The organism is Marinoscillum sp. (assembly GCF_040222955.1).
GTDB lineage: Bacteria > Bacteroidota > Bacteroidia > Cytophagales > Cyclobacteriaceae > Marinoscillum.
The window spans coordinates 390385-399226 of sequence record NZ_JAVKCA010000021.1 but is presented as its reverse complement, the minus strand read 5'-3'; the positions used below and the strand labels follow the sequence as shown (position 1 = coordinate 399226).

Genomic DNA, 8842 nt, shown 5'->3' with positions numbered 1-8842 from the left:
GGCGTGCGATGGCCCCGATACTGATCGGATAGGGTCGGGAGTGATCATTCTGTCATGATTTTTGGTTACTTTTCATCAAGGAAAAGTAACAGCCTTCCCGGCTTGAGGGAATTAAATCAGGAACGACGAACAAAATTACACCCCCGCCCTTGCTCGAGCGGTCTATAACAAGCGAGACGCAGCAGGTTCTCATTAACTATCCGGCCAAAACATCTAGAGGCTACTCCGAATTAACTATGAGATTCCGGTATTCTTCGTGCCTCAGAAACCGGAATGACCTTTTTCCCCGTTAGTCATTCCGGTTTTGGACAAAGCACAGCGATGGATAAATACCGGAATCTTTAGTAACAGTGATTTGGGTTGATCAATTTTCCGCCATTGCAACCTTATGTATGGTCATCCCCACTTAAGGAATGACTCCAAGCGGATAGCGGTAGTTGGTATGTGAGCCATTGGAGTTCTTATGGTCGATCACATAGATGTGGACGTAGAGGTTCTCCCCACTTTTGATGTTCTTCCCCACTATATTGGTGCTGAAATGTGACGTGAGTGCAGGCTGTGGGGTATTACAGTTGTTGCAGTTTATTTCACTCATATAGCTGTAGTACTCGTGTTGCCCAAAGTTGTAAATAGCCCCGGCATTCACATCCACGGTGGTAAAGTTGAAAGACACGACTGAGCCCAGGTCTTTTGAGAAAGTGTGCACGTCGAATTCAATGCTGAGGTCTTCTGTCTTCGTGAATTGTGGGTTGGTAATGAAAGCATTATCCGGCACCATGGTAAAACTGAAAGTGTGATCGCTAAATGTGTTGCGGTCGCCCTTGTCCTCTACTTCCACATGCAGCTGGATCAGGTTGTCACCATTGGCGTAAATAATGGGGGAGAGGCCAAATAGCGTATCCGGCACCTCATCATAGTAGATGGGGTTATCATTGAGCTCCAGAGACACCGTGCCGATTCCCGTTACGGTTAATTGTTTCCCGTTTTTCTCAGGGTCTGAAAGCAGGAAAACCATGTAATCGGCGTACCCAACGGAGGTGATGTAGTTCACCGTATTGGCTTTAGGGTAGAGGATTTTTATTTTGGCTGGCGTGTTGTCAATTTCTTTGTTGAACAAACCATCATCCTTACATCCAAAGGCCAGGAGTAGGGAGGCCATCATTACCTTGTTGAGGCGGGCGTATGTTTTCATTATGCGATTTTTATTCCGCTAGAGACGCCTGATGGTCGAAAATGGTTGGGAGTAGCTGAGCAAGTAGGGCCGGATTTATTTGGGCGGTGATAAACCTGTGTCAGATGGGCGGACAGTTGTAGAAAGGAGAGGTGGTGGTATTATGAAACGGTTGGGTAAGTTTTTCTCAATTAATTTAGCAGTGAAAGTCACCACCCTATGTCTCAAAAGATAAAAATAAGCCCGGAGGAGCACCTCAGGCACCCATTGAGGGTTCATGATCTGTTGTCGGATTATGAACTGGAGGATGTGTGGCGTTTTCCGGTCATTCTCCAACCCGGGCACTCCCTCGATCAGTTTTTGAAGTTGTTTAAATCCGCTGGCGATCAACTGTCTGGTAAAGGACTTGCAGGCCTGCTGTTTCGGTTCAGGTTGTTTTTGGGAAAGCTGTTTCACTGGGATGATCAGCAGCGGGTAGATCACCTGATTCCGGGCACGCTTCGTCATCGGTATGCCGAGCGGGAGCAGCTGACCTTTGCCCAGCTGCCAGATCCGGGCACGGGTGATTTTATTCCTGTGTATCAGCTGGAGAATGAATTCCTCTCCGAAATAGCCAACAAAACGGTGGAAGCTGCCCTGCATATCAGCAGGGTGTCGGAAGGCAGCATATGGGTGGTTCACATGGCCGTCTATGTGAAGCCAAAAGGTGCGTTTGGACGATTTTATATGGCCCTGATCAAACCCTTCCGGCTGTGGATTGTGTATCCGGCCATGATGCAGGCGGCTAAGAAAAAGTGGGAACGCTTTACCAATGAATCAAAACATGATCAATAATCAATGAAGCAAATAAGTGTCATCAATTCAATAGAAGTGCCTGAAGGGCACGAAAATGAAGCCTTAAAAATCAGGGATGTCTATGTTGAATATTTTAAATCAAAACCTGGTTTTGTGAGCTCCACCTTTTATCGCGCGATTAGCCGCAACAATAAGTTCAACTTTGTGAATATAGTGGTGTGGGACTCCTATGAGTCATTTGAATCCGTGGTGAACAGTGGATTTGAAAACGAGGAGGGACTGAATGCGGATAGCATGAAGGTGCTGGGTAAAGGATTTCCACTGCCCATAGAGGTTTCCCCGGGGCAATTCGAAATCATTAGAAACGATTAAGTATTCTTATATAACCAGCCGAGCGCCTACAGGCGCTCGGCTGGTTATTTGCTTTTTGCAGCTTAGTTTCTTTTGATCAGTTTTCGTGTTTCTATTACCCTCTGATCGGGTGAGAGGATTTTCAGGAAATACAGTCCTTCCGGCAGGCCTGATATATCGAAGTGTTTGGGCACCCCGGCGGACTTTTTCATTAGTTCCATCCCGGACAGGTTGTACAGACTCACGGTTTGGTTATAGGCCTTTTCCACTGTAAAGGTGTCCGTAGCTGGGTTAGGGAAGACATTGTATTGCCCTTTGTCCCCAACGCCCAATATGACTTCATTCCCTTCGAATATTCGGAATTCAGTGACACTCACCCAGGCGCCGGTGTATCCTGAGGCGCCCGTGATGGTGATCCGCACATACCTGGCCTGTGTCTGTGTAAACTCATCAGTGACCGGGGCCTCTACACTCCCGGGTGTGGTATTGCCGGTGCGGTCCACCACCTGGGTGTAGTCATCCGCCGCAGATTTTTTCACCTCTATCAGGTATTTGTACGCCCGGTCTTCAAAGAAGATTACTTCCGTTTTGCCTACGACTTTCACTTCGCCCAGGTCCACTTCCAGCCACTGCGGATAGACCTGCGCAGACCAGCGGGTGAGTGTGTTGTTATCCACTGCACCAGCTGGTGGATTTTCTGGTTGCGGTACTTCAGAGGCGCTTGCTGTTTGGTTAAAGGCCAGGTTGCCGGGCACTTCTTCCTGTCCTTCGCTCACAGGCGCTTCACCAGCCTCTGCTTCTATGGCGTGTGTCGCACTCAGCCAACCTACAAAGTGGTCTTCACTACCGTCTTCCGGACGGTTTTGGGCAATGACATAGTATTGGACTACGGGTACCGGTAGCTCCAGCTCCGTATAGCGTTTGAGTAAAATTTCATATGGTGCACTGTGTCGGGCCCATTGCGAACTGCTGTGGTAGCTGGGTGAGGTTTGACCCAATACCGAAAGCGTATAAGTCTCTGCACCGGTACGCAACCGGGCATCCGAATGGGTAAAGAGGCCGTCGTTACCCTGCTGATAAGCTACCTCGGCACATTGCGCCAGACCGATCAGGACGTATTGTGAGTGTACAAAGTCCCGGGTCAGCTCCGGGATCTGACCGGTGGTGCTGATATCATCGATCTGGCTGGTCACGTGGTTATAACCCTCATTGTAGAGCGCAGCGTCATTCAGGAAAACACCCGCCGACATGAGCGAAAGGTCTTTGGAGATAAGCCAGTTGGCCGTTTGGTAGATAGGGCCGTTGACGTAGACCAGTACCTTTTGTACGAAAGTTTCAAAACTTGTGGAGGACCAGCCTGAAATCCCTTGGTCGTAGTATTTGAGTATTTCAGCTCCGGCTATCCAAATGGGCAAAGCCCAGGAAGCTTCCAGGGTAGGTTGGTTGGGCTTGTTCTCCTCGGGAATCAGGGACTCAAAGGTCTCTCCCCATGCATCTGCGATTTCAATGGCCTTATCGCGGTGGGCATCATCCCCGGTCACCACCCACTTGATGGCATGAATGTACAGGGCATGCGCATCCTGACGAAAGGCGCGCTCCTCATCGCCCACGCCGGAGGCGATCACATGTACGTTGGCATATGGAGTAGGGGTATAGTCCAGGTTTCCCAGTGCTTCGTCAGCCATTCGGGCATAACCAGCCACCTGCGGGCTGCCATTGCTGGTTTGGACAGCATCTTTCAAAGCATCCAGTTCTGCCTGACTGCTGAGCACTCCCGGATGGACAAAGGTGTCCGGTGCTTGTGCATAGGTGTATTGCGCTGCTGCGAAAAGAAGGGCGATGATGAGTAGTGATCGCTTCATTATTGATTTCTTTTATGATTTACGGTTTAGTGATAGATCCGGTCCGCGAAAATTGAGCATCTGGATTTGTATCTAAATGTACAGGGGATCAATTCCTCCGAGGGAGTCACCCCCTGGACAGACCAGAGGTTTGGATGATTGTAGACCTATAACTGTACTTCTCTTGCCATGGAGAGTTTCTGGCCTGATTGCTTGGGTATAGGAAGTGAAAAGGTATGATGCTTCGATGGAGTTCGGTATGACATTTTCATATGGGCTCGTGTTGTGATTGTCATTCGGAGTGTGCGTAGTTCTGGGTTTTGTAATTTGTTATGTACTGTAACTCTAAGCTTTGTCGAAGAGCAATATAATGCCAGGCTGAGCTTAAGCATTGTCATCCTGAGCTCCGTCGAAGGATAGGACAATGCTAACAAAGAGGATACAAATGACATCCAACCTCGCCACCTTGTCTGATGGTTCGACAGGCTCACCATGACAGATGGGAAGGCAATGCTTTTCCGACGGATTTTTCTGGAAGCCTTTTACTAGATGAGATTCCCGCCTGCGCGGGAATGACGGTTCTCACAACCATGACAGAATGGGGAGGTAATGCTCCTTAAAGGCGAGCTTAACTTTATTTGGATGCAAGTTCGAACGAGATGGTGCTATCTCGAGAAACCCTTGTAAGATTTAGATTTGAGGTTTTCAATGTCCGCTAAATCTTTATCCCGGCCCAACTTCTGTTTATCCAGAATAAGATCATTTTTGGAAATGATATTGATTTTTGTGCCCTCAATTATTCCTTCCTCTTTGTTGAGATAGCATTTTGCAAAGTCTTTGTGCTGAAAGGCTACCAGTTCCGGAAGGAAATCAAAATGGAATTGGTCAACACGAAATTTGATAAAGGTTTTCTTTGGATCAAATATCATTTTGGATAGATCACTTTCGAGTTCGGGAGAGATTTCTGAAATCGCGCGAATGAGCCTTGTGAAATTATGGTTAGTCGCCATGTACCAAACATCAACATCATATTCAATGCCTGGTGGCATGTTCACCGATGCTCTGGGTGTACCATAAAAGCTAATGGCTACACCCCCTATGAACATGTAATCAACTTTATTGCTATTGAGTGCCCGACCTAATTTTCTGATTCCCTGAGCCAGATCTTTTTCCATGAGCTGGACTTTTTAATCATTTTTTGACCTTGATTAGCCCTAATGATTGCGCGGCCTGATGCTGACGTTCTTTTTCCTTAGCTGAAAGTGGACGATCAGTTCTTTCGGACTTCAATTCCAAGAATGAGCTATATAGTTCTACAGAAGGCATGGGTTGTAAATTTAGCGATAAATACTGTGAATCAAACGTTTATCATGTTAAATGGTTATGGCCAAACCTATTGGTGTGCTCTGCATATTTGGCATGAAAACAGAAGAATTAACTCATGAAAGCGTACTATTAAAAAAGGTCGTTCCGAGCAGCTCAACGAGCAGTCCGAAACGACCTTTCCAGTCTCTTGGTGTTCAATCTTTATCAGATAGCGGCATTGCCTTTTTCGCCCGTGCGAATACGGATGCATTCCTCGAGCGGAACCACGAATATTTTACCGCTTCCTACCATCTCTCCATCATTGGATTCGGTGGCTCTTGTGATGGCCTCTATGGTTCTCTCTTTGAACTCATCGTTTACAGCGATCTCCAGCCGGATGTTGGAAACCATAGTGGGGATGACCTTCTGCCCCCGGTAAATCTCTTCGGTGATCCTCCTGCCATGCCCCGATACGTTACTAACCGTGATTCTGGCAATCCCGGCCTCTATAAGCGACTCCCGGACCTGATCGAGTTGATTTTCTCTGATGATTGCAATTATTAGTTTCATGTTCGTTTAGCTAGGGTTAATCATTCCATATCCTTTTTCTCCATGGTAGGAGCTGTCCAGTCCTTTCATTTCGGCTTCTTCTGTCGCTCTGAGCGGAACTATCTTATTCAGTACAAAGAGTATCAACAAAGTACCCACTCCGGCGTATGCCAGGGCAATAAGAATGGCCAAAGCCTGTACGCCCAGCTGATCTATGACGCCCCAGGTGCCACCGGCCAGTCCGGCAGCGTCTTCCATCCAGCTATCGCGGATGAAGAAAACAAGCAGCAATGCACCCACGATACCACCCACTCCGTGTATGCCAAACGCATCCAGTGTATCGTCATATCCGAGTTTGTTTTTGATCATAATGGCCAGGTAGCAGATGCCACTGGAGAAGATCCCCAGGGCAATGGCTCCCATGGGTTGTACCACACCAGCAGCCGGTGTGATGGCCACTAAACCTGCCAGAATACCTGACGCAAACCCAAGGGCCGTTGCCTTGCCCTGATGAAAACCTTCAATTAATATCCATGCAAGGGCACCCGCTGCCGCTGCTATTTGTGTGACCGTGAGGGCCTGAGCGGTGCTCAATCCACTCTCTATGCTACTGCCGGCATTGAAGCCAAACCAGCCCACCCAAAGTAAGCCCACCCCAATCATGGTCATGACGAGGTTGTTTGGCTGCATCGGCAGGTGTGGGTGTTGTTTCCTTGCGCCCAGATAGAGGGCTGCCACCAGCCCGCTGATTCCCGCGCTGATGTGTACCACAGTACCCCCTGCAAAATCGATGGCCCCGTCTGCCCCCAGGTTAAACAGGTACCCGTCTGACGCCCACACCCAGTGACAAAGAGGATTGTAGATCAGTATGCCCCAAACAGCAATGAAAATGCAGTAGCCCTTGAAAGAAATACGTTCCGCAAAAGCCCCGGCAATGATGGCAGGGGTGATGATCGCAAACTTCCCCTGGAACATGGCAAAAACATATTCAGGAATGCCGTCGGTGATGACATCATCAATGCCCTGCAGCAGGAAGTAGTCCGGGCTCCAGCCGAACCACCCGCCAAGTATATTAGGCCCAAAAGCCATGCTGTATCCGCAGATGACCCAGAGGAGGGTCATAATGCCCATGGCCGTGAAGCTGTGCATCATGGTGCCCAGTACATTTTTGGTTCGCACCAGGCCGCCATAGAACATGGCAAGTCCGGGGATCATGAGCAATACAAGGGTGGTGGATGTCAGCATCCAGGCGGTGGCTCCTGTATCGATGGCCGCTTCATCTCCCGCAAAAGACTGATAGCCAAAAAGAAGGAACATTAAGGAATAGATCTTCTTCACTTATTGTAAGGTTGATTTGATAAATGTTTATGCGAATTTGATAAAAATGAAATAATATTTCGTGAATTCTTTGAACAGATTTTCAATATTTTGATAAATCTGAGAGAATGGGGCTAAAAGTTTGGGGGACTGATCTGGACTGAGAAAGTGAAAATGTTTGATGCTTCGACGGAGCTCAGCATGACATTTTCAAACGCGCCCGCGTTGTGATTGTCATTGGGAGTGTACTGAAGACCTGAGCTTTGCATCTCCGAGCTTAGGCATTGTCACTCTGAGCTCCGTCGAAGAGTAAGACAATGCCAGGCTGAACTTAAGCATTGTCACGCTGAGCTCCGTCGAAGCGTAAGACAATGCTCGTCAAAGAGGATTACAAATGACATCCAACCTTGTCATCTGTATGATGGTTCGACAGGCTCACCATGACAGATGGGAAGACATGCCTACACAATCGATCTATCCCTGGGCCTCTTATCAGATGAGATTCCCGCCTGCGCGGGAATGATATTTCTCAATGACAATACCAGGGTTTTTGGATTCAATCCACGCACCAGTGGGTTCTGCCGTAAGGCCATATACCAGTCAAGCCAGGGGATGAAAATCCCCTGGCTGGTGTTTTGAAGCTAATTTCGAAGGTCTCAAACAAAAAGAAGCTGAACGCCTTCCTCCTGGGCACGACCATAGAAGTCACCAACAGTCAGTACTTCATCTACTCCTTCCCATAGGTCTTCCCGGTTAAGGTGAAACATCTCCATGGCGAGTTTGCAAGCAAAGACCTTTCCGCCGGAGGCTTTGTAGATCTCGAGAAATTCGCTCAGCGGTGGAATATCCAGCTTATCCATTTCCTTTTTCATCATATTGCTGGCCAGTGACTCTATGCCTGGCAGCCCACCCAGCATGGTGGGGATGTGAAGGCCCGGGTTGCCTACGGTAGCTACATGCAAATGATCCATCTTCTTCGGCTGGAGCATTTCTAATCCAAAAAAGGTACAGAACAGCTCAGACTCAATTCCCTCCATTCGGGCGCCATTGGCCAGGATCAAAGCCGCATAGACAGAATCGATCGTGGCTTTGGACTGGATGATCATGATCTTTTTGAGTGGCTTCACTGCTTTCTTTTTATCAAGTACTGGTTTTTCTAGCGTTTCCATGATTCGTTTTTTTAGGTGTGTTTATATACAACTGGCAGGCTTGGGAATACCCGCAATTCTGGAAGCCTTTTTGAGTGGGCCTTCAGGGAAGAGTTTGTAAAACTCCGCAATGCCCACCACCCCTGATTTACCAATTTTCCTGATGGAGAGGGCCGTGCCTTTGACTTGTTCGGCCCGTAGATACTCCAGTACTTCCCAGTGTCTGTTGGTCAGGTCTATCGCTTCTTCATCAGCTATTTGTTCGGCGATTTCCTTATTCCATTGGTTCATGTCCAGCAGATAGCCTTGCTCATTTACATTCACAGGCATATTGGCGATTATAGTTTCCATTTGTTTTTGATTTT

General features: G+C 48.0%; 9 protein-coding genes. 2 read left to right on the top strand and 7 right to left on the bottom strand.

The genetic code is table 11. The features are described from left to right. Positions 1-406: 406 nt before the first annotated feature. Positions 407-1192, bottom strand: coding sequence for a hypothetical protein (locus tag RIH33_RS19400; protein WP_406651295.1), 786 nt, complete (start codon positions 1190-1192; stop codon positions 407-409). Positions 1193-1390: 198 nt separating this feature from the next. Between RIH33_RS19400 and RIH33_RS19395 the strand changes: the two genes are divergently transcribed. Beyond that, positions 1391-2005 (top strand): DUF2867 domain-containing protein, encoded by a 615-nt coding sequence (locus tag RIH33_RS19395; protein ID WP_406651297.1) that lies wholly within the window; start codon positions 1391-1393, stop codon positions 2003-2005. 3 nt (positions 2006-2008) lie between these two features. After that, a complete protein-coding gene (locus tag RIH33_RS19390) occupies positions 2009-2338 on the top strand; it encodes an antibiotic biosynthesis monooxygenase family protein (RefSeq protein ID WP_406651299.1) in 330 nt (109 codons plus the stop codon). A gap of 62 nt (positions 2339-2400) precedes the next feature. On the opposite strand, the gene RIH33_RS19385 is transcribed toward RIH33_RS19390, so the two are convergent. The 6 genes from RIH33_RS19385 to RIH33_RS19360 form a co-directional block, all read right to left on the bottom strand. Next, positions 2401-4179, bottom strand: a complete 1779-nt coding sequence (locus RIH33_RS19385; protein WP_406651300.1) for a discoidin domain-containing protein — start codon at positions 4177-4179, stop codon at positions 2401-2403. 644 nt (positions 4180-4823) lie between these two features. Beyond that, the gene (locus RIH33_RS19380; RefSeq protein ID WP_406651301.1) at positions 4824-5333 is read right to left on the bottom strand and encodes a hypothetical protein; all 510 of its coding nucleotides are present in this window, start codon (positions 5331-5333) and stop codon (positions 4824-4826) included. A 355-nt stretch (positions 5334-5688) separates the two neighbouring features. After that, entirely contained in the window at positions 5689-6033 is a 345-nt protein-coding gene (locus RIH33_RS19375; protein ID WP_406651302.1) for a P-II family nitrogen regulator, read from the bottom strand. Positions 6034-6039: 6 nt separating this feature from the next. Continuing rightward, a complete protein-coding gene (locus RIH33_RS19370; protein WP_406651303.1) occupies positions 6040-7350 on the bottom strand; it encodes an ammonium transporter in 1311 nt (436 codons plus the stop codon). A 635-nt stretch (positions 7351-7985) separates the two neighbouring features. Further along, on the bottom strand, positions 7986-8498 hold the full coding sequence (locus RIH33_RS19365; RefSeq protein ID WP_406651304.1) for a DsrE/DsrF/DrsH-like family protein: 513 nt from the start codon (positions 8496-8498) through the stop codon (positions 7986-7988). Positions 8499-8519: 21 nt separating this feature from the next. Then, positions 8520-8828, bottom strand: coding sequence for a TusE/DsrC/DsvC family sulfur relay protein (locus RIH33_RS19360; protein WP_406651305.1), 309 nt, complete (start codon positions 8826-8828; stop codon positions 8520-8522). Positions 8829-8842 lie beyond the last annotated feature (14 nt).